Origin of the sequence: Streptomyces dangxiongensis (assembly GCF_003675325.1) — a bacterium.
GTDB lineage: Bacteria > Actinomycetota > Actinomycetes > Streptomycetales > Streptomycetaceae > Streptomyces > Streptomyces dangxiongensis.
In genome coordinates this window covers 5,753,718-5,772,500 of sequence record NZ_CP033073.1, presented here as the reverse complement: position 1 = coordinate 5,772,500, position 18,783 = coordinate 5,753,718, and the positions used below count along the sequence as shown (strand labels likewise).

Annotated in this window: 16 protein-coding genes and 1 riboswitch; of the genes, 4 read left to right on the top strand and 12 right to left on the bottom strand. The window is 72.4% G+C overall.

What is annotated here, in order from left to right:
- Positions 1-43 precede the first annotated feature (43 nt).
- Positions 44-841: a metallophosphoesterase family protein gene (locus tag D9753_RS26045; RefSeq protein ID WP_121789202.1), complete on the bottom strand. Its 798-nt coding sequence runs from the start codon at positions 839-841 to the stop codon at positions 44-46.
- A 296-nt stretch (positions 842-1,137) separates the two neighbouring features.
- Here D9753_RS26045 and D9753_RS26040 point away from each other — a divergent pair, with 296 nt between their 5' ends.
- The gene (locus D9753_RS26040) at positions 1,138-2,934 is read left to right on the top strand and encodes an AMP-dependent synthetase/ligase (RefSeq protein ID WP_121789201.1); all 1,797 of its coding nucleotides are present in this window, start codon (positions 1,138-1,140) and stop codon (positions 2,932-2,934) included.
- 136 nt (positions 2,935-3,070) lie between these two features.
- Here D9753_RS26040 and D9753_RS26035 read toward each other — a convergent pair whose 3' ends face one another.
- On the bottom strand, positions 3,071-4,213 hold the full coding sequence (locus D9753_RS26035; protein WP_121789200.1) for a glycosyltransferase family 4 protein: 1,143 nt from the start codon (positions 4,211-4,213) through the stop codon (positions 3,071-3,073).
- A 144-nt stretch (positions 4,214-4,357) separates the two neighbouring features.
- Between D9753_RS26035 and D9753_RS26030 the strand changes: the two genes are divergently transcribed.
- Entirely contained in the window at positions 4,358-5,596 is a 1,239-nt protein-coding gene (locus tag D9753_RS26030) for a glycosyltransferase 87 family protein (RefSeq protein ID WP_121789199.1), read from the top strand.
- Between the two features lie 91 nt (positions 5,597-5,687).
- Here D9753_RS26030 and D9753_RS26025 read toward each other — a convergent pair whose 3' ends face one another.
- The 5 genes from D9753_RS26025 to D9753_RS26005 all read right to left on the bottom strand — a co-directional run bounded on the left by D9753_RS26025 (position 5,688) and on the right by D9753_RS26005 (position 11,049).
- The gene (locus D9753_RS26025) at positions 5,688-6,890 is read right to left on the bottom strand and encodes a hypothetical protein (protein WP_121789198.1); all 1,203 of its coding nucleotides are present in this window, start codon (positions 6,888-6,890) and stop codon (positions 5,688-5,690) included.
- Between the two features lie 26 nt (positions 6,891-6,916).
- On the bottom strand, positions 6,917-7,927 hold the full coding sequence (locus D9753_RS26020; protein ID WP_163010791.1) for a C40 family peptidase: 1,011 nt from the start codon (positions 7,925-7,927) through the stop codon (positions 6,917-6,919).
- A 243-nt stretch (positions 7,928-8,170) separates the two neighbouring features.
- Positions 8,171-9,208 (bottom strand): C40 family peptidase, encoded by a 1,038-nt coding sequence (locus tag D9753_RS26015; RefSeq protein ID WP_121789197.1) that lies wholly within the window; start codon positions 9,206-9,208, stop codon positions 8,171-8,173.
- Between the two features lie 211 nt (positions 9,209-9,419).
- A complete protein-coding gene (locus tag D9753_RS26010) occupies positions 9,420-10,763 on the bottom strand; it encodes an NYN domain-containing protein (protein WP_121789196.1) in 1,344 nt (447 codons plus the stop codon).
- A 46-nt stretch (positions 10,764-10,809) separates the two neighbouring features.
- Positions 10,810-11,049, bottom strand: coding sequence for a hypothetical protein (locus D9753_RS26005; RefSeq protein WP_121789195.1), 240 nt, complete (start codon positions 11,047-11,049; stop codon positions 10,810-10,812).
- A 153-nt stretch (positions 11,050-11,202) separates the two neighbouring features.
- Here D9753_RS26005 and D9753_RS26000 point away from each other — a divergent pair, with 153 nt between their 5' ends.
- Together D9753_RS26000 and D9753_RS25995 are read left to right on the top strand one after the other, a co-directional pair.
- On the top strand, positions 11,203-11,997 hold the full coding sequence (locus D9753_RS26000) for a rhomboid family intramembrane serine protease (protein ID WP_121789194.1): 795 nt from the start codon (positions 11,203-11,205) through the stop codon (positions 11,995-11,997).
- Entirely contained in the window at positions 11,994-12,275 is a 282-nt protein-coding gene (locus tag D9753_RS25995; protein ID WP_121789193.1) for an Lrp/AsnC family transcriptional regulator, read from the top strand. The genes D9753_RS26000 and D9753_RS25995 overlap by 4 nt, the downstream gene beginning before the upstream one ends.
- 38 nt (positions 12,276-12,313) lie before the next feature.
- On the opposite strand, the gene D9753_RS25990 is transcribed toward D9753_RS25995, so the two are convergent.
- The 5 genes from D9753_RS25990 to qcrC form a co-directional block, all read right to left on the bottom strand.
- Positions 12,314-13,675 (bottom strand): aminotransferase class V-fold PLP-dependent enzyme, encoded by a 1,362-nt coding sequence (locus D9753_RS25990; RefSeq protein ID WP_121789192.1) that lies wholly within the window; start codon positions 13,673-13,675, stop codon positions 12,314-12,316.
- A gap of 177 nt (positions 13,676-13,852) precedes the next feature.
- A riboswitch (SAM riboswitch) is annotated at positions 13,853-13,969 on the bottom strand.
- A gap of 74 nt (positions 13,970-14,043) precedes the next feature.
- The gene (trpD, locus tag D9753_RS25985; RefSeq protein ID WP_121789191.1) at positions 14,044-15,108 is read right to left on the bottom strand and encodes an anthranilate phosphoribosyltransferase; all 1,065 of its coding nucleotides are present in this window, start codon (positions 15,106-15,108) and stop codon (positions 14,044-14,046) included.
- 121 nt (positions 15,109-15,229) lie between these two features.
- Positions 15,230-16,867, bottom strand: coding sequence for a cytochrome bc1 complex cytochrome b subunit (qcrB, locus tag D9753_RS25980; RefSeq protein WP_121789190.1), 1,638 nt, complete (start codon positions 16,865-16,867; stop codon positions 15,230-15,232).
- Positions 16,864-17,922, bottom strand: a complete 1,059-nt coding sequence (gene qcrA, locus D9753_RS25975) for a cytochrome bc1 complex Rieske iron-sulfur subunit (RefSeq protein ID WP_121789189.1) — start codon at positions 17,920-17,922, stop codon at positions 16,864-16,866. Before qcrA ends, qcrB begins: the two co-directional genes overlap by 4 nt.
- On the bottom strand, positions 17,919-18,731 hold the full coding sequence (qcrC, locus tag D9753_RS25970; RefSeq protein WP_121789188.1) for a cytochrome bc1 complex diheme cytochrome c subunit: 813 nt from the start codon (positions 18,729-18,731) through the stop codon (positions 17,919-17,921). Before qcrC ends, qcrA begins: the two co-directional genes overlap by 4 nt.
- Positions 18,732-18,783 lie beyond the last annotated feature (52 nt).

Below are 18,783 nucleotides of genomic sequence, written 5' to 3'. Positions count from 1 at the left end.
TACCGCGCCACCGCCCCGCCGCCGTCACCCCGCCTGCGCGGCCTCACCATTCGAGCGCCCAGGGCGTGCCGGTACCGGCGAAGTGGCCCACGTTGACGCACTCGGTGGCGCCGATCCGCATCCGGCGCGCCAGCGGCTGGTGCACGTGCCCGAACAGCGCGTACCGCGGCCGGGTGCGGCGGATGGCGGCCAGCAGGGCGCGGCTGCCCCGCTCGAAGCGGCGCGCGACGGTGTCGTAGACCAGCTCGGGCACCTCCGGCGGGATGTGGGTGCACAGGACGTCGACCTCGCCGACCGCCTCGATCTTCGCCGCGTACTCCTCGTCGCCGATCTCGTAGGGCGTGCGCATCGGGGTGCGCAGGCCGCCGCCGACGAAGCCGAAGGTCCGGCCGCCGATCTCGACGCGGTCGCCGTCGAGGACCGTGGTGCCGGGCCGGGCGTACTCCTGCCACAGGGCCGGCATGTCGACGTTGCCGTAGGTGGCGTAGGTGGGGGCCGGGAACGCGGCGAAGAGTTCGGCGTACTGCTTGCGCACCGCCCGTTCGATGGCGGCGGCCCGGTCGGTGCCGATGCCGCTCCACAGGCGGGCGCCGAAGGCGCGGGCCTCCTCGAAGCGGCGGGCGGTGCGCAGCTCGACGATGCGGTCGGCGTTCTCCGTGCCGAACAGGTCGGGGAAGATGCCGCGGGAGTGGTCGGCGTAGTCGAGGAAGAGGACGAGGTCGCCCAGGCAGATCAGGGCGTCGGCACCCTCGCCGGCCCGGGCCAGGTCACGGGCGTTGCCGTGGACGTCGCTGACCACGTGGACGCGGGTCCGCCGGCTGCCGGTGTGTGTGGATGCCATGGCGATCAAGCGTAGGCGGCGCGCCGCACCTGTGAACAGTGCCGGTCGGGCCCGCGGTTACTCGCCGGTCGGAGCGGCCGTCGACTAATGTGCGCGAAGGAACGCCCCCGTGTGTGACGCAGCGAACATCTGCCCTGGCCCCCCTGTCCTAGACGGCATACCGGCGGGTAACGTCCGGGCAGTCCAGCGTGCTCAGGATTTCAACATGTGAATCCGCGAGCACTTGCCCGAGCCTTGGACCGCACCGTCGCATCGCACAACGTCGTGGCGCCGGCGCCCTATGAGGAGCAGCAGTCTTGCGCGAGTTCAGCCTTCCGGCTTTGTACGAGGTCCCCGCGGACGGGAATCTGACCGACATCGTCCGCAGAAACGCCGCGCAGCATCCCGACGTCGCCGTCATCGCCCGCAAGGTGGGGGGTGTCTGGCAGGACGTGACCGCCCGGACGTTCCTCGCCGAGGTGCACGCCGCCGCCAAGGGGCTCATCGCCGCCGGGGTGCAGCCGGGCGACCGGGTGGGCCTGATGTCCCGCACGCGCTACGAGTGGACGCTGCTGGACTTCGCGATCTGGAGCGCGGGCGCGGTCACCGTGCCGGTGTACGAGACCAGCTCGCCGGAGCAGGTGCGCTGGATCCTGTCCGACTCGGGCGCCACCGCCTGTGTCGTGGAGCTGGACGGCCACGCGGCGGCCGTCGAATCGGTGCGCGAGTCGCTGCCCGCGCTGAAGCACGTCTGGCAGATCGACGCCGGCGGCGTGGAGGAGCTGGGGCGGCTCGGCCAGGACGTGTCGGAGCGGACGGTCGAGGAGCGCGGCTCGCTGGCCAGGGCCGACGACCCGGCGACCATCGTGTACACGAGCGGTACGACCGGGCGGCCCAAGGGCTGTGTCCTCACCCACCGCAGCTTCTTCGCCGAGTGCGGGAACGTCGTGGAGCGGCTGCGTCCGCTGTTCCGCACCGGCGAGTGCTCCGTCCTCCTCTTCCTGCCGCTCGCGCACGTCTTCGGGCGGCTGGTGCAGGTCGCGCCGATGATGGCGCCGATCAAGCTGGGCTGCGTGCCGGACATCAAGAACCTCACGGACGAGCTGGCCGCGTTCCGGCCGACGCTGATCCTCGGCGTCCCGCGGGTCTTCGAGAAGGTCTACAACTCGGCGCGGGCCAAGGCGCAGGCGGACGGCAAGGGCGCGATCTTCGACCGGGCCGCCGACACCGCGATCGCCTACAGCAAGGCGCTGGACAGCCCGTCGGGCCCGTCCCTGGGCCTGAAGATCAAGCACAAGGTGTTCGACAAGCTGGTCTACAGCAAGCTGCGCGGGGTCCTGGGCGGGCGGGGCGAGTACGCCATCTCCGGCGGCGCCCCGCTGGGCGAGCGGCTCGGACACTTCTTCCGGGGCATCGGCTTCACCGTGCTGGAGGGCTACGGCCTGACCGAGTCGTGCGCGGCGACCGCGTTCAACCCGTGGGACCGGCAGAAGATCGGCACGGTCGGGCAGCCGCTGCCCGGCTCGGTGGTGCGGATCGCGGACGACGGCGAGGTGCTGCTGCACGGCGAGCACCTGTTCAAGGAGTACTGGAACAACCCGGCCGCGACCGCGGAGGCGCTGGCGGACGGCTGGTTCCACACCGGTGACATCGGCACCCTCGACGAGGACGGCTATCTGCGGATCACCGGCCGCAAGAAGGAGATCATCGTCACGGCGGGCGGCAAGAACGTGGCCCCGGCCGTGATCGAGGACCGGATCCGGGCGCACGCGCTGGTCGCCGAGTGCATGGTGGTGGGCGACGGGCGGCCGTTCGTGGGCGCGCTGGTCACCCTGGACGAGGAGTTCCTGGGCCGCTGGTGCGCCGAGCACGGCAAGCCGGCCGGCTCCACCGCGGCGTCGCTGCGTACGGACGCGGATCTGATCGCCGCGGTCCAGACGGCCGTGGACGACGGCAACGCCGCGGTGTCGAAGGCGGAGTCGGTGCGCAAGTTCCGCATCCTGCCGTACCAGTTCACGGAGGAGTCGGGCCACCTCACCCCGTCGCTGAAGCTCAAGCGGAACCTGGTGGCGAAGGACTACGCCGGCGAGATCGAGGCGATCTACGCCAAGTGAGCAGGTCCGACGGCGCGGTGTCCTCGGTGAGGACCCGCGCCGTCGCGCCGCTCGGTCGGCTGACGGAACGTCGACTCCCGCGCGGGGCAGGGTCACCGGGAGCAGGACCGCGGTCGCGGCCGGCCGGCCGCGCGGTTCACAGCAGGGCTTTCAGCCTCTCCGCCAGCAGGTCCCAGCGCCACTTCTCCTCCACCCATCGCCGGCCGCGCTCGCCCATGCGGCGGCGCAGCGCGGGGTCCTGGAGCAGGACGACGATCCGTTCCGCGGTCTGCTCGGCCGAGCCGCCCCGGACGACCCAGCCCGTCTCCCCCTCCAGTACCGCGTCCGGCGCGCCGCCCGAGTCGCCCGCGACGACCGGCAGGCCCGTGGCGGACGCCTCCAGGTAGACGATGCCGAGGCCCTCCACGTCCAGGCCGCCGCGGCGGGTGCGGCACGGCATGGCGAACACGTCGCCGGCGCCGTAGTGCGCGGGCAGCTCGGACCAGGGCACGGCGCCGGTGAAACGGACCGAGCCGGCGACCCCGGTCTCGTGGGCGAGGCGGCGCAGGTCCTGCTCGTAGGGGCCGCCGCCGACGACGAGCAGCACGGTGTCCGGCTCGGCGGCGAGGACGCGGGGCAGGGCCCGGATGAGGGTGTCCTGGCCCTTGCGCGGCACCAGCCGGGAGACGCAGACCACGACCGGCCGGTCGGTGAGGCCGAGCCGCGCGCGGACCTCGTCGCCGCCGGAGCCGGGGTGGAAGGTCTTCTCGTCGACCCCGGGCGGAAGCTGCGCCATCCGCCGGACCGCCGCCGGGGTGAGCGCGGTGGCGATCCGGGAGCGGGTGTACTCACCGAGGTAGGTGACCGTGTCGGTGCTCTCCCCGATCCGGCGCAGTAGCTGCCGGGCGGCGGGCAGTTGGGCCCAGCCGGCCTCGTGTCCGTGCGTGGTGGCCACGAGCCGCTCGGCGCCGGCCCCGCGGAGCGCGGGCGCCATGAGGCCGAGCGGCGCCGCGGCCCCGAACCACACCGAGGTGCACCCGTGCTCCCGCAGCAGCCCGGCCGCCCGCCGGGTGACCCGCGGGGTGGGCAGCAGCATCGTCGTACGGTCGCGGACGACGGTGAAGGGCTGCTCGGCGTCGAAGGCGGCGGTGGCCTCGGCGCCCTCACGGCCGTGCTTCCAGGTGGAGGCGTACACGACGAGCCGGTCGGGGTCCAGGCGCAGCGCCATGTTGTGCAGGAAGGCCTGGATCCCGCCCGGGCGGGGCGGGAAGTCGTTGGTGACGATCAGGGTCTTGCGCATCGTCCGCCGACCCTACCCAATCGCCCGTCCGGCGCCGGGCGCGGCCGGGTCTGTGGCATCGCACAGGTGCGCAGGACATCATGGTCGCCCGAGACGGAATCGAACGGCGCGCCCGTGTGCCGGGGACGGACGACAGGGGTTCACGTGGAGACGAAGGCCGTCCGGCGGTCCCTGGCCCGGCCGCTCGTGACATGGGGCGTCACCCGCGCGGTGCTGCTGCTGTTCGTCTTCCGGGTGTACGCCTTCCCGGGCCCGGACGTCACCTCGGACGTGTCGGTGATCTACCGCGGCTGGTACGAGGTGCTGCGCCACGGAACGTTTCCGCTGGACGACGTGACCTGGCAGTACCCGCCCGCCGCCGCCCTCGCCGTCCTCTCCCCCGCCGTCCTGCCGTTCCTGTCCTACGCGCACGCCTTCTTCCTGCTGGCGTGCCTCGCCGACGCCGCCGTGCTGGCCGCGCTGCTCGTCGCGGGCGGGCGCCCCGGCCGGTCGCCCCGGGGGGCCTGGGTGTGGGTGGCGGGCGTGCCGCTGCTCGGCCCCACGGTGTACGCCCGCTACGACGTGATGGTGACCGCGGTGGCCGTGGCGGCGCTGCTCGCCGGGACGCGGCACCCGCGGGCGCTGGGCGCGCTGGCCGCGTTCGGCGCGCTGCTGAAGGTGTGGCCGGTGCTGCTGCTGGCCGGGGCCGTGCGGCGGGCCTGGCGGACGGCGGCGGTCACCGCGGCGGGCCTCGCGGCGCTGTTCGCGGTGTCCGTGCCGGGCGCGTTCGCCTTCCTGGCCTTCCAGCGGGAGCGGGGCACCGAGGTGGAGTCGCTGGGCGCGCTGGTCTTCCACGTGGCCCGGCACTTCGGCTGGCAGGGGCAGGTGCTGCTGAACTACGGCTCGATCGAGTTCCTCGGCCCGTACGTGGACCGGGTCAGCACGGCCGCGCTGGGGCTGACCGTGGCCGCGTTCGGCTGGCTGCTGCTGTGGCGGCTGCGCGCGGGCCGCCTCCCCGCGCACGTCCTCGCCGAGGCGGCCCTGACGGCGGTGCTGCTGTTCACGGTGACCAGCCGCCGGGTGATCAGCCCGCAGTACCTGGTGTGGCTGGTCGGTCTGGCCGCCGTGTGCCTGTCGCACCGGGCCAGCCGCATGACGGCGCCCGCGCTGCTGGTCGTCCTCGCGTCGTTCGTGACGGTCCTGGAGTTCCCGCTCGGCTTCTCGCACGTGGTGGCCAGCGACTGGTACGGCGTCGCGCTGCTGGCGGTGCGCGACGGCCTGCTGCTCGCGGCCGGCCTGACGGCGGCCCGCCGCCTGTGGTCCTCGACCGCCCCACCGTCCGCGGCCACCGCCCCGTTCCCACCCCCGGCCACCCGGCCGAAGGAGACCCCGGTCTCCTCCTGACACCCGGCCCGCCGTCCGGGAGGGCGTGTCGCGGGTCGCGGGGGTGAGTGGGCGGCCGAGCGGCAGTGGTCGCGGGAGGCCGTGGACCGGCTCAGCCGAGCTGTGCCGTGACGTACTGCCGCCAGCGCGCGGTGAACTCCCGCGGTGTCGTGTGGAGGACCTCCCGCAGCGCCCCCTCGACCGCGCCCGCCCGTTTCCCGTGGCCGCCTACGGCCCGGTAGAAGGCGTCGAGCCGGGCCGTGCCCCACTGCCCGGCGATCATGCGGCAGGCCAGCCAGCCTCCCTCGTAGGCTCGCGCCAGGTCGGTCGGATCGCTGGTGAAGCCGAAGTCCCGGTCGGCGGGGAGGGCCTCGGGCGGCTCGCCCCTCCCCACGGCCCGGGCGAGTTCCGGGGCGGCCTCGGCCGGGGTGCGCCCGGTGTCCAGGTAGCCGATCCAGTCGGCGTAGCCCTCGGAGAGCCACAGCGGGGTGGCGGCGGTGGTCTGCGCCCGGGTGGCGACATGGGTGGTCTCGTGGGTGAGCACGACCTGCTTGCCCAGGTCACCGAGCACGGCGTACGCCTCCGGGTTGACCACCACCCGGTCGGCGGGGGCCGCACCGGCGGACCCGGCCGGGGTCGCGCTCACCTCGCCCGTGGTGACGGCGGCGATGCCCCGGTAGGTGGCGGCCGGCGAGCCGAGCAGGGCCGCCATCCCCGCCAGGGACCGCGGGACCAGCACGACGACCCGGCGGCTCCAGCCGGTGCCCCAGGCCCCGGAGACGGCCGGGACCGCGCGGTCGGCCAGCCGGGCGTACGTCCGCAGACCGGCGGCGGACCCGCCGGCGCCGAGCACCAGGCTGTGCGCGCCCCGCACCGCGGTCACCGTGCCCTGGTCCCAGAGCTGCTGTCCGGCCCTCCCGGCGGGCCTGTCGGCGGTGACGTGCCAGCGGCCGCCGGCGGTGCGGCCGAGGGTGAGGGTACGGCGGGCCGCGACGGGGGCCCGGTCGTAACCGGCGACGCGGTAGCGCAGGTCCGCGTCGGCGGTGGCGCCGGCGCCGGTGCGGTGCAGGCCGGTGACCCGGTAGCTCCAGGAGGCCAGCGGGAGGGCGCGCAGCCGGGCGTACTCGGTGCGGGCGCCCGTCGCGCCGTACGCCGTCTCGTCGTGGCCGAGCAGGGCCGCCGCGCGCCGGTCGAGCACCTGCTGCACCTCGGCCCGGGCCGGGTCGGACACCGGTCCGCCGCCGCACCCGGCGAGGGGCAGCAGCAGCGCGAGCCCCCACGCTCCGACACCCCACGCCCGCCTGCGACCAGCCACTTCCCGATCGTACGGCGCGCGGGCGGTCAGGGTCTGGTGACCGAGGAGACGGGCATCATGCCGACCGGGTCGTAGCGCACCGGGGCACCCGGGTAGGGCGCGTGGATGACCTGGCCGTTGCCGACGTACATCGCCACGTGGCTGGCGTCGGAGCGGTACACGACCAGGTCGCCGGGGCGGGCCTGGGAGAGCGGGACCTGCCGGCCGGCGAAGCGCTGCCCCTGCGAGGTGCGCGGCAGATGGATGCCCGCGTGCGCGTACGACCACTGCATCAGGCCCGAACAGTCGAAGCCGGTGGGGCCGTTGGCGCCCCACACGTAGGGGCGGCCGAGGGCGGAGCGGGCGGCGGCCAGGGCCGCGGCGGCGCGGCCGTCGGCGGCGACGGCGCCGATCGGGTCGGGCAGGCCGGCGCGGCTGCCCCGGGAGGCCCGGTCGTAGGCGGCGCGCGCGGCGGCGGGCAGGGCGTTGATCAGCCGCCGGGCCCGGGCGAGCTTCTGTTCCACGGTCCGCTTGTGGGCGGCCACCGCCCTGCGGCTGCGTTCCAGTTCGGCGAGCTTGCCGGTGGCCTCCGCGCGTTCCTGGGCCAGGTCGCGCAGCGCGGCCTGCAACTGCCGGAGCTGGCCCGCCTGCCGGCTGCCGATGCGGTCGAGGGTGGAGGCCTTGTCGAGGTAGTCGTCGGGGTCGTCGGAGAAGAGCAGGGCGACGGCCGGGTCGATGCCGCCGGCGCGGTACTGGGCGCCGGCCAGCGAACCGAGCCGCTCCCGCAGGGTGTTGATGCGCTGCTGCTGCCGGGCGATGTGGTCCTGCGCGGCACGGACCTCCCGGCGCAGCACCCCGGCCCGCTCGTCGGCCCGGTCGTAGGCCTGGGTCGCCTTCTCGGCGGCCTCGTACAGACGGTCCACCTCGGCGCGGGTGTCGGCGTCCGGCGCCGCGTGCGCCGGTACGGCGCCGAGCGCGGCCGCCGCGGCCGACACCACGCACAGGGCGACGGAGCCCCGGTCGAATCCGGACGGGGCGAGGCGACGATGAGAGCCCACGAGAAGCCGTGTTCCTTCCGCTGGCCTTGCAGGACGCGTCGCCCCGGCGCCGGGGACGGGGAGGCCCCGGCGCCGGGGAAACGCGGCAGACAGTAGCCGTGCGGAGGGGTCGCGGCCAAAGACCGCGGAGTCAACGCGGATTGACCCCCCGCCACTGACGCAGGTCATGGGCGGGGCGTGACGTCAGCTCCGGTCACCGGGATTCGCCCGTTCGGGCGCCTCCCGTATCCGTGTCGTACGGGGTCAGACCCGGACGCCGAACTGGAACGGCATGTTGCCGATGGCCTCGTAGCGGACCACGGCACCGGTGTGCGGGGCGTGCAGCACCTGGCCGTTGCCGGCGTACAGGCCCACGTGGTGCAGGTCGCCGTAGAAGAAGACCAGATCGCCGACCTTCAGGTCACCGACCGAGCCGATCCGGGTGCCGATGTTCGCCTGCGCCTCGGAGGTGCGCGGGATGGACACGCCGGCCTGGGCGTAGGCCCAGGAGGTCAGGCCCGAGCAGTCGAAGGAGGAGGGGCCGGTGGCGCCGTAGACGTACGGCTTGCCGATCTGGCTCTGGGCGGCGGAGAAGGCCGCCGACGCGCGTCCGGAGGCGGGCGGGGCGTCGTCGCCGAGGTCCACGCGCTCGGTGGAGGAGCGGTTGGCGCGCTGCTGCTCCTGCGCGAGCTGCGCCTTCTCCTTGGCGGTCAGGGTGTTCAGGAGCTTCTGCGCGGCGGCGAGCTTCCCCTGGACCTCCTGCTTCTTGTTGCCCAGTTCGGTGCGGGTGGCGGCGAGGTCCTTGAGCTTCTCGGTGGCCTCCGCCCGCTCCTGGGCGAGTTCGCGCTGTTTGTCCTGGATCTTCCTCAGCGCGTCGACCTGCTGACTGCTCAACTGGTCGAGCGTGGAGGCCTTGTCGAGGTAGTCGTCCGGATTGGAGGACAGGAAGAGCTGGACGGAGGCGTCGATGCCGCCGGAGCGGTACTGGGCGGTGGCCAGCGAACCCAGGCCGTCGCGGAGCTTGTTCAGCTCCTCCTGGCCGCGGGCGACGTCGTCCTGGATGGTGGAGATGTCCTTCTGCAGCTTCTGCTGCTTCTCCTTGGCGCCGTTGTACTTCTCGGTCGCCTGCTCCGCCTGCTCGTAGAGCTTGTCGACCTTGGCCTTCACCTCGTCCTTGCTCAGCTTCTCGCTGGGGGCGGCGTTGGCGGCGTTCGCGCTGAGCGCGACGGCAGCGGCGGCTGCGGTGGTCAGCACGGTCACACGGGTGCGACTGGGCTGCTTGGGTCGACGGTGGGACGCCACGGAGGACGAACTCCTTCTTGTGAGTGATCACCCGTTCGGAGGTTCGAGCCCAGACCCTAGTGACACAGTTGTGATCAGTTCAAATCCTCAAGCAAAAAACCCTGTCACGCCATGCATTCTTTGCACATAACTCACCTGCAGTGAGAGCCGATTGACGCTACGTTGCGTGACGTTACGCCCAATCCGGGCATGTATGACGCCCGTTGGACCTTCAGGACAGTCGCTTCAGAAGCACCGCAGAAGCCACGGGACGGGCACCCGCCCTGGCGACCCCGTCGGCCACCTCGCGGTCGGTGGAGGCGACGATGACCGGACGCCCCGGCGGCTCCGCACGCACCAGTTGGCGGATCAGCTCGTCGGCCGTGACCCCCGGCTTGGAGAACAGCACGCGCACCCCGCGCGGCGGCGCGAGCAGCACCGGCGCGGCCAGTTCGGCGCCGTCGAAGACGCACGTCACCTCCGCCCCGGTCTGCGCGGCGAGCGCGGAGAGCTGGCCCAGCAGTCTGAGCCGCTGCTTCTCCAGCGGCATCTGCGGATAGCCGGTCTTGGTCACGTTGTAGCCGTCGACGACCAGATGCGCCTGCGGCAGTGCGAGGAGCTGGTCGAGGATGGCCGGGTCATGCTCGGACAGGGCGCGTGCCGCGATGTCCTTCGGGGTCATCCGGCCCGGCTCCACCGCGTCGACCGTCTCGGCCGGCCGCACGGACACCGGGGGGAGGGCGAGTTCACGCCGCAGGCCCTGGGTCGCCTCCAGCAGGGTGTCGAGCAGCAGCCGTACCCGCATGTCCTCCACACTGCGGCCCTCCCGGGCCGCCCGCCGGGTGGCCTCCAGCGCGGCCTCGGCCTCGCTCAGACGGGCCTTGAGCCGCCGCGACTCGCTGTCCGCGGCCGACACCCGCGCGTGCGCCTCGGCGCGCGCGGCGTCGATCTCGCCGTGCGCCTTGCGCAGGGCGGCCTCGCCCCGCCTGACGTCGCTGAGCGCGGCCCGCAGCTTGCGGTGCAGCGACTCGCCCTCCTTCTTCGCCGACTCCAGCTCCGCGCGCAGCCGTTCGGTCTCGGCGCGGATGTGGTCGCGGGCCTGTGCCAGCTCCGCGCGCAGCCGGTCCAGCTCGGCGCGGCTCTCCTCGTCGGCCCGCTCGGCGTCCGCGCGCTGGGCCTCCTCGCCGGCCGCGGTGACGAGTTTCACCCAGCCCGCCGGGCGCAGTACGTAGGCCGCGGCCGCCACGTCGAGCGGGTCCGCGGCCGGGGGCGGCGAGCCGGAGCCGAGGGCGCCGGCGAGTTCCGGCTGCGCCTCTCTGAACTTTTCGCCGATCCGCTGCCGGAACAGCGGATCGGTCTCCAGCGCCGCCGCCATCGCGTTGCCGGCGAACTTGGCCCGGCGGTTCGGGGCGAACCGGGCGTACTGCCGCAACTGGGCGGGAAGTTCGGCCACGGTCAGCCCGCCGAAGCCGTCCGAGACGATCTGCACCACCCGCCGGCGCACGCCGTCGGGCAGCGGACGGTCAAGCACCTCGGCGGTGCCGTCGTCCGGCCCCCCGCCCGCGGTCTCCACCATCCGTCACACCCCAATACCGAAAAAGCCGCTCCCGGGACCGCTCCGCTCAGGAGCCGGTGCCCGGCCTGTCCACGAGTTCCACCTGGTCCACCGCGTTGCACCAGCGGCAGCGCACCGACTCGATGGTCTCACTGACCACCTCGCGCTCCTCCACCGTCGGCTCACCGGCCAGGTCGAGATGGACGTACTCGACGACCTTGGACGAGCGGGTCACGTCGAAGCGGGTGAGGTTGCCGCACAGGGTGCAGCGCCATCGTGTCGTGGCCGTCGGCAGGGGAACCGTCATCGTGACTGTCCGCTTCCTTCTCGTGTCGGTCCGCGCCGTTCCCCGGCGCGTATGGCTCGTAACCCTACGGCCTGCGGGGTCTTCGCCGCCCGCCCGTCCACGGCGGCGAGGCGGTCTGTCAGCTTGCGTCCCGTTACGTCATGCTCTGTAGTCATGATCAGCACCTGGAGCACGGCGGCCGGCAGGACTCTCAGGGCGGTCCGGGGCATCCCGGCACCGATCACGTACGGGCTCATCGTCCTGTGCTGCCTGATCTTCGTCCTCGGCCCCGCGTCCGGGCTCACCCCCGGGTACCGCGCCGGGGACGCGCTGCTCGCCGCGCAGCGGACGTACTTCCGGCGCTGGGGCGTGGTCCCGGCCGACCTGTTCGGCAGACCGGCCCGCGAGGCGCTCACCCCGGCGACCGCGCTGTTCGTGCACGGCGGCTGGGTCCACCTGCTCGGCAACATGCTGTTCCTCTTCGTCTTCGGGGCGATGACCGAGGAACGCATGGGACGGGTGGCGTTCACCCTGTTCTACGTCGGCTGCGGGTACCTCGCCCTGCTGGGCTACGCGGCCGCCAACGCCACCTCCGAGCAGTCGCTGGTCGGCGCCTCCGGGGCGATCTCGGCGGTCCTCGGAGCCTTCCTCTACCTGTTCCCCCGCGCCCGCGTGACCAGTCTTCTGCCCTTCCTGTTCTTCCTGCCGCTGCGCTTCCCCGCCTGGGTGGTGCTGCCGTTCTGGGCGGCGCTCCAGTGGTTCGCGGCGGGCCGGGCCTCCGACGGGCCCGGAGTGGCCTACCTCGCGCACATGGTCGGGTTCGGCCTGGGGTTCTGCTACGCGTGGCTGCGCTACGGACGCGGGCGCAGCCGCGCGGGCGGTCCCGGCGGGGCGGTGGTGGGGGACGGCCGGGCGACTAGAGTGAAGGCCGCACCAGCTCCGGTCACCGAGGGAGAGACACAGCCGTGATCACCGCGATCGTTCTGATCAAGACCAGCGTGGACCGGATCCCCGAGATCGCGGAGCGCATCGCCGCGCTGGAGAGCGTCAGCGAGGTCTTCTCGGTCACCGGCACCTACGACCTGATCGCCATGGTCCGGGTCGGGCAGCACGAGGACCTCGCCGAGATCATCCCCGGCCGGATCAGCAAGATCCCCGGCGTGGAGGCCACCGACACGCACGTCGCGTTCCGCACCTACTCGCAGCACGACCTGGAGGCCGCGTTCGCGATCGGCCTCGACAACTAGGGAGCCCGCCACCCCGGCGGGCGGCGGGCCGGCCGTCCTCAGACCGCCGGGACGCAGCGGCCGTCCTCCGTGCGGTACTGCCACCGGGCGCCGTCGCGCACCAGTTCCCGTACGGCGGTCACGAAGCGCTCGACGTGCTCGTCGGGGGTGCCGGCGCCGAAGCTGACCCGGACGGCGTTCAGGGACTTCTCGCCCGGGGCCGTCTCCGGGGCGCCGCACTCCCCCTGGGTCTGCGGGTCGGTGCCCAGCAGGGTGCGGACCAGGGGGTGGGCGCAGAAGAGGCCGTCGCGGACGCCGATGCCGTACTCGGCGGAGAGGGCGGCGGCGAAGTGCGAGCTGTTCCAGCCCTCGACGACGAAGGAGAGGACACCCACGCGCGGCGCGTCGTCGCCGAAGAGGGAGAGGATCCTGACCTCCGGGACCTCGGCGAGGCCTTCGCGGACCGTGCGGATCAGGTGCTCCTCACGGGCGACGAGGGTGTCCCAGCCGGCCTCGGTGAGGGCCTTGCAGGCGGCGGCGATGGAGTAGGCGCCGATCACGTTCGGGGAGCCGGCCTCGTGGCGGGCGGCGCTGTCGTGCCACTCCACGTCCACCCCGCCGTCCTGCCGCCGGGTGACCTTGCGGCTGGCGCCGCCGCCCGCGAGGTACGGCTCGGCCGCCCGGAGCCAGTCGGCGCGGCCGGCCAGGACGCCGGAGCCGAACGGGGCGTACAGCTTGTGGCCGGAGAAGGCGACCCAGTCGACGTCCAGGTCCCCGAGGTCCACCGGGTGGTGGGGGGCTAGCTGGGCGGCGTCCAGGACGATGCGGGCGCCGTGGGCGTGCGCGGCGGCGGCCAGCTCGCGCACCGGCCACAGCTCACCGGTGACGTTGGAGGCGCCGGTGACACAGACCAGGGCCGGGCCGTGGGGGTCGCGCTCGGCGAGGGCCCGCTCCAGGGTCCGGACGGCCTGCTGCGGGGTGCGCGGGGCGTCGAGGTAGGTGACCCGGGCGTCCTGCCAGGGCAGCAGGGAGGCGTGGTGCTCGGTCTCGAAGACGAAGACCTGGCAGCCGGCGGGCAGCGCGCGCGCCAGGAGGTTGAGCGAGTCGGTGGTCGAGCGGGTGAAGACGACCTGGTCGTCCGGGCGGCAGCCGAGGAACCCGGCGACGGTCCCGCGGGCGTTCTCGAACAGGTCGGTGGAGAGCTGGGAGAGGTAGCCGGCGCCGCGGTGCACGCTGCCGTAGTACGGGGCGTAGGCCGCGACGTCGTCCCAGACGCGCTGGAGGGCGGGGGCGCTGGCCGCGTAGTCGAGAGCGGCGTAGGCGACCTCACCGCCCGTGACGAGCGGGACGGTGACATCCCGGCCCAGCACGGGCAGCGGGGCGCAGAGGGACCGGTCGGCGGCAGCGGTGGAGACGGACATGGCTGAACTCCCGTGAAGGCAGGTGGAATCCGCCGGGCGAGCGGGCGTGCTCTGGCGCCGGTGGGGTGAAGGGGGATGCGGAGGCGGGGCTCTGCGGCCCTAGCGCATTCGCTTGCTCACGGGAGGCTCCTCGACGACCAGGATCCCTGGTCCCACACTTGCGGTAAGTGTGCGAGGGATCCGCGCTTGCCGTGGACCTTGCTGTCCACGGCCTGGTCTTCACCCGGGGCACCCCGCCACGGACGGAGGGTTGCCGGACAGTCGGCCGGGGCCTCATGACTGTCACTCATGACCTGGTGGAAGAACGTACGCGAACTGATCGTCGCCCCGCAACCCGTGTCCGGATCGCGGGACGACGTGCGGTGCGGTCAGGCGTTGCTGGCCGCCACCCACCGCTCCAGCGTCCGCCGGGCCGCGCCCGAGTCGACCGACTCCGCGGCCTTCGCCATGCCCGCGCGGAGCTGCTCGGTGAGCGGCGCGTCCGTCGGCTCCAGGGCCACCAGGGCCGCCGCCGAGTTCAGCAGGACGGCGTCCCGTACGGGCCCCTGCTCGCCGTCGAGCAGGCGGCGGGCGACGTCGGCGTTGTGGGCCGGGTCGCCGCCGCGCAGCGCCTCCACCGGGACCAGGGGGAGGCCGGCGTCGCGCGGGTCGAAGGACTCCTCGCGGACCCGGCCGTCGCGGACCACCCACACCCGGGAGGTGGACGTCGTCGTCAGCTCGTCCAGGCCGTCGTCGCCGCGGAAGACCAGGGAGGAGTTGCCCCGTTCCGCGAGCACGCCCGCGACGATCGGTGCCTCGTGCGCGACGGCGACGCCGACCGCCTGGGCCCGCACCCGCGCCGGGTTGGTCAGCGGGCCGAGCAGGTTGAACACGGTCCGGATGCCGAGCTGTCCGCGGGCGGCGCCCACATGGCGCAGCGCCGGATGGAACTTCACGGCGAAGCAGAAGGTGATGCCGGCCTCCTGAGCGACCTCCACGACCCGGCGGGGGGTCAGGTCGAGGTTGACGCCGAGCTTCTCCAGGACGTCGGAGGAGCCGGACGCCGAGGACGCGGCGCGGTTGCCGTGCTTGACGACCTTCGCGCCGGTACCGGCCACGACCAGCGAGGACATGGTGGAGATGTTCACCGTCCTGGCCCCGTCGCCGCCCGTGCCGACGATGTCGACGGTGCGGCCGGGCACCTCGATCACGTTCGCGTGCTCGTACATCGTGCGGACCAGGCCGGTGATCTCCTGGACCGTCTGCCCCTTCGCCCGCAGCGCCACCGCGAACCCGGCGATCTGGGCGTCGGTCGCCTCACCGCGCATGATGCGGTCCATCGCCCACGCGGTGTCGTCGGCCGCCAGGTCACGGCCCTCCAGCAGGCCGTTCAGGAGGACGGGCCAGGAGCGGCCCGCCGCGGTGTCGCCTCCAGCGGGGGTCACAGCGCTCATCAGCCGCTCCTCGTACGCAGTCCTGCTCCGTCGTACCCCACCCTATCCAGCCGCGGGCACCGCGAAGGGCCCCGTCCGCGACACGGACGGGGCCCTTCTGCGTGGTGTGGCGACGCGGGGATCAGTGGTGGCCGTGGCCGCTCGTGATCTCCTTGAACTCCTCGACGGTCGGCTTCGGGATCTGGCTGTCCTCGCCGTAGTAGGCGTTGGAGAGCTTGACCCGCAGCTTCTCGGAGGCGCCCACCTTGCGCTCGACGCCGTTCTCGTCGGTCGTCGGACCGATCTCGGCCGGCCGGTACTGCTCGTGCGCGGTGAGCGTGTGAAGCTGCTCCTGGCTGAGCGGCTCGTGCACCTCGATGAACTCACCGTGCGGCAGCCGCTTGATGATGCCGGTCTCGCGGCCGTGCAGCACCTTGTCGCGGTCGCGACGCTGGAGGCCCAGGCAGATCCGCCGGGTGACGATGAACGTCAGGACCGGCCCGGCGAAGAACGCGATCCGGACGAACCAGGTCACCGCGTTGATCGACAGGTGGAAGTGCGTGGCGATGATGTCGTTGCCGCCACCGATCAGCATGATCACGTAGCCGGCGACCCACGCGGCACCGAAGGCGGTGCGGGTCGGGGCGTTGCGCGGCCGGTCCAGGATGTGGTGCTCGCGCTTGTCGCCGGTGATCCAGGACTCGATGAACGGGTACAGCGCGATCACCGCGAGGAACAGCCCGAACAGGGCCAGCGGGACGAACACGCCCAGGACCAGGGTGTGGCCCCAGAAGTTGATCTCCCAGCCCGGCATGGCGCGGACGAGACCCTCGGCGAAGCCCATGTACCAGTCGGGCTGGGCGCCCGTGGAGACCTGGTCCGGACGGTAGGGGCCCATCGCCCAGATCGGGTTGATGGACGCGATACCGGCGATGAGGGCGATGAAGCCGAACACCAGGAAGAAGAACCCGCCGGCCTTGGCCATGTACACCGGCAGCAGCGGCATGCCGACGACGTTCTTGTTGTTCCGGCCGGGGCCCGCGAACTGCGTGTGCTTGTGGTAGAAGACCAGGATCAGGTGCGCCACCATCAGGCCGAGCATGATGCCCGGCAGCAGCAGGATGTGGATCGAGTAGAACCGGGCCACGAAGTCGTGGCCGGGGAACTCGCCGCCGAACAGGAACATCGAGATGTACGTGCCGACGATCGGCACGGACAGGATCGCGCCCTGGGTGAAGCGGACACCGGTGCCCGAGAGCAGGTCGTCCGGCAGGGAGTAGCCGGTGAAGCCGGTGAACATGCCGAGGACGAACAGCAGGAAGCCGAACAGCCAGTTGATCTCACGTGGCTTGCGGAACGCGCCGGTGAAGAACACGCGCATCATGTGCACGAACATGCCGGCGAGGAAGACGACCGCCGCCCAGTGGTGGATCTGCCGGATGAGCAGGCCACCGCGCACGTCGAACGAGATGTGCATGGTCGAGTTGAACGCCTCGGACATCAGCTGTCCCTGGAGCGGGATGTAGCTGCCGTGGTACTCGACCTCGTTCATCGACGGGTGGAAGAACAGCGTCAGATAGACACCCGTCAGGATGATGATGATGAAGCTGTACATGCAGATCTCGCCGAGCATGAAGGACCAGTGGTCCGGGAAGATCTTGCGCATGTTGGCCTTGGCCAGGGAGTAGATCCCCAGCCGGCCGTCGGCCCAGTCGGCGATCCGCTCGCCGGCCGGTGCCCGCCCGCGGGAGCGGGTCTCGTCGTTCGATGCAGTACTCATCCGCGCTCCCAGAAAGCAGGACCGACGGGCTCCTCGAAGTCGCCGAGCGCCTGGAGGTAACCCTCACTGTCCACACCGATGCGCAGCTGCGGCAGGGGGTGGCCGGCGGGGCCGAAGATGACTCGGGCGCCGTCGGAGAGGTCGAAGGTGGACTGGTGGCACGGGCACAGCACGTGGTGCGTCTGCTGCTCGTACAGCGAGATCGGGCAGCCCACGTGGGTGCAGATCTTCGAGAACGCGACGATGCCCTCGTGCGACCAGTCGAGTTCGCGCTTGTCCTTGATGTTGCCCGGCTGGAGCCGGACGATCATCAGGGCCGCCTTGGCCATCTGGTCCTGGAAGTCCTCGGCGCGCTCCTCCAGGCCGTCGGGCTTGGCGAAGGTGAGCGAGCCGACGGCGATGTCCTCGGGACGCAGCGGCTGGTTCGTGTTCATGTTGACCAGGCGCTTGTTCTTGGCCCACAGGGTGTGGCGGAGCTTGGTCCCGGGGGCCGGGCCCAGACCGCCGAGCAGCATCACGCCGGAGAGCGGCACCAGGGCCAGCGCGCCGAACATGGTGTTGCGGATCAGCTTGCGCCGGCCGAGCGCCGATTCCTTGGCACCCAGGCGGAAGTCGTCGTGGACCTTCGCGCGGACCTCGGGGGAGGCCTCGATCGGGTGACGGTCGTCGGCGACCTCCACGTCGGACATGAGGGTGCGGGCCCAGTGGACCGCGCCCGCGCCGATGCAGAACAGGGCGATGCCCAGGGTCAGCCCCAGCGCGAAGTTCATCGCGCTGATGTGCCCGAGCGGGAAGACGAAGATCGACTTGTCGTTCGGGATCGCCAGGTAGGCGGCGATGAAGCCGATCGTCGCCAGCATCGACACCGTGAACAGCAGGGCGACCACGCGCTCGGACCGCTTGGCGGCCCGCTCGTCGATGTCCTGGATCCGGTGCTCGTGCGGCGGCAGTCCGGGGTTCGCGAACGGGTTCTCGTGGTCCGCGACGTCTACCGCGCCGTGCGCGTGGTCCCGCCCGGCGGGCAGGTTCTCTTCTGGAATGTCTTGGCTACTCATGACTTCTTGGCCTTTGCGGTCCGGGCGGCAACCCACACGGCGACGGCGATCAGTCCGCCGAGACCGAAGATCCAGCCGAAGAGACCCTCGCTGACCGGCCCGACGCCGCCCAGCTCCAGACCACCCGGGTTCTCCGTCTCATCGCCGTCGACCGCGTTCAGGTACGCGATGATGTCCTTCTTGTTCTTCTCCGACATCGTGGTGTCGGGGAAGGACGGCATGTTCTGCGGGCCGGTCTGCATGGCCTCGTAGATGTGCTTCGGAGCGACACCCTCCAGGCTCGGCGCGTACTTGCCCTTGGTGAGGGCACCGCCCTTGCCGGTGAAGTTGTGGCACTGCGCGCAGTTGGTCCGGAACAGTTCGCCGCCCTTGGCGATGTCCGCGCCGGCCGGGCCGTACTGGTCCTTGGTCGGCACGTTCGGGCCGGCGCCCAGCGACGCGACGTACGCGGCGAGCTGGTCGATCTCGGTCTGCGTGTAGCTGACCTTCTTGCGCGGAAGCTGGGCCATCTGCGAGGTGGAGGCCGGCATGCGGCCGGTGCCCACCTGGAAGTCGACCGCGGCCGCACCCACGCCGACCAGGCTGGGGCCGTCGGAGGAGCCCTGGCCACCGGTGCCGTGGCAACTGGCGCAGCCGACCTCGTAGAGCTTCTTGCCCTCCTTGATGGTGAGGGACTGGGAGGTGTCATCGGCCTGCGCCTTGCCCGCGGGCGCGAACGCGGCGTACAGCCCCCCAGTGGCCGCCAGCGCGAGGAGTAGGACGACGACCGCCGCCAGCGGATGGCGTCGTCGTGCGGAGAGCTTTTTCACGGATTACCCCGGTGTCAGGATCTTCTGCGTCGGTGCTTCTGGAATGCGGGAG

Excerpts from the sequence above, each read along its gene's own strand:
- trpD (WP_121789191.1), bottom strand. The coding sequence starts at position 15,108 with ATGAGCGCTGTGACCCCCGCTGGAGGCGACACCGCGGCGGGCCGCTCC.
- qcrB (WP_121789190.1), bottom strand. The coding sequence starts at position 16,867 with ATGAGTACTGCATCGAACGACGAGACCCGCTCCCGCGGGCGGGCACCG.
- D9753_RS26035 (WP_121789200.1), bottom strand. The coding sequence starts at position 4,213 with ATGCGCAAGACCCTGATCGTCACCAACGACTTCCCGCCCCGCCCGGGC.
- D9753_RS26045 (WP_121789202.1), bottom strand. The coding sequence starts at position 841 with ATGGCATCCACACACACCGGCAGCCGGCGGACCCGCGTCCACGTGGTC.
- D9753_RS25990 (WP_121789192.1), bottom strand. The coding sequence starts at position 13,675 with ATGTCCGTCTCCACCGCTGCCGCCGACCGGTCCCTCTGCGCCCCGCTG.
- D9753_RS26000 (WP_121789194.1), top strand. The coding sequence starts at position 11,203 with ATGATCAGCACCTGGAGCACGGCGGCCGGCAGGACTCTCAGGGCGGTC.
- D9753_RS26005 (WP_121789195.1), bottom strand. The coding sequence starts at position 11,049 with ATGACGGTTCCCCTGCCGACGGCCACGACACGATGGCGCTGCACCCTG.
- qcrA (WP_121789189.1), bottom strand. The coding sequence starts at position 17,922 with ATGAGTAGCCAAGACATTCCAGAAGAGAACCTGCCCGCCGGGCGGGAC.
- D9753_RS26010 (WP_121789196.1), bottom strand. The coding sequence starts at position 10,763 with ATGGTGGAGACCGCGGGCGGGGGGCCGGACGACGGCACCGCCGAGGTG.